Genomic DNA, 1045 nt, shown 5'->3' on the forward strand with positions numbered 1-1045 from the left:
ATGTTTAGTCCCGGCATTTGCTGGAGCGGATCGAGTTTGAAGCGTTCCGGTTGTGACGCCCACGCCTTGCAGATGAACTCGTAGGGCGTAAGGCCTTTGAGGGTCTTGAGCCTGCGACCGAAGTTGTAGGCCGAGATGAAGTCGGCAAGGTGCTGGCGGAGTTGGTCGTGGCTCTCGTAATAGAAACGCCTGACGGTTGCATCCTTGATAGTCCGGTTCATCCTCTCGACCTGGCCGTTGGTCCACGGATGCCTTGCCTTGGTCGTTCGGTGCTCGATGTCGTTCGTGGCGCAAGCGTATTCGAAGGCATGGGCCCAGAAGCGTTCGCCGTTTGCGATGGCCTCCTTGATCAATGGCACGGCCGAACCGCCGGCGCCGGGCGTCGTGAACTGGATACCGTTGTCGGTGAGGACAGTGTGGATCTTGTAGGGCACGGCCGCGATCAGGCGCAGTAGGAAGTCTCTCGATATGGCGGTGGTGGCCTTCTCATGCAGTTCGACGAAGGCGAATTTCGAGGTGCGGTCGATAGCGACGAACATGTGCAGCTTGCCCTGTTCTGTGCGCACCTCGGCGACGTCGATGTGGAAGTAGCCGATCGGATAGCTCTTGAACTTCTTCTTCGCCGGCTTGTCGCCTTCTACGTCCGGCAGGCGGCTGATGCCGTGGCGCTGCAGGCAGCGATGCAGTGATGAGCGCGTCAGGTGTGGGATCGTCGGTTGTAAGGCATAGAGGCAGTCATCGAGTGGCAACAGAGTGTAGCGCCGGAAGGCGACTCTGACGGCCTCCTCCTCAGGCAAGAGCACTGTCGATCTAGGCTCTCTCGGACCGGTCGGCAAATCTGCCACCGAGGTCCGGTCCCGCCATTTGGCAACAGTCTTTTGGTTGATCCCGTAGCGCTTCGCCAGCGCCCTCAGGCTCTCTTGACTATGCTGTATCGCTCGACGGACCGCCTCTGTCGTCGTGGCGCTCCCATGAAGAACCTGGCCCATAGCGCATCCCTTGATTCGGAGGACAAGGATGCCCCATCAAAATCTGGGATCAAACA

The 1045-nt window shown here is 59.3% G+C and carries 1 protein-coding gene; it reads right to left on the bottom strand.

Features of this window, described 5'->3' with window-relative positions; all coding sequences use genetic code 11:
• The coding region (locus tag EN850_RS33340; protein WP_136092919.1) for an IS481 family transposase at positions 1-989 on the bottom strand (989 nt) is incomplete at its 3' end.
• Positions 990-1045: the final 56 nt, after the last annotated feature.

Source organism: Mesorhizobium sp. M8A.F.Ca.ET.207.01.1.1 (assembly GCF_004794715.1).
GTDB lineage: Bacteria > Pseudomonadota > Alphaproteobacteria > Rhizobiales > Rhizobiaceae > Mesorhizobium.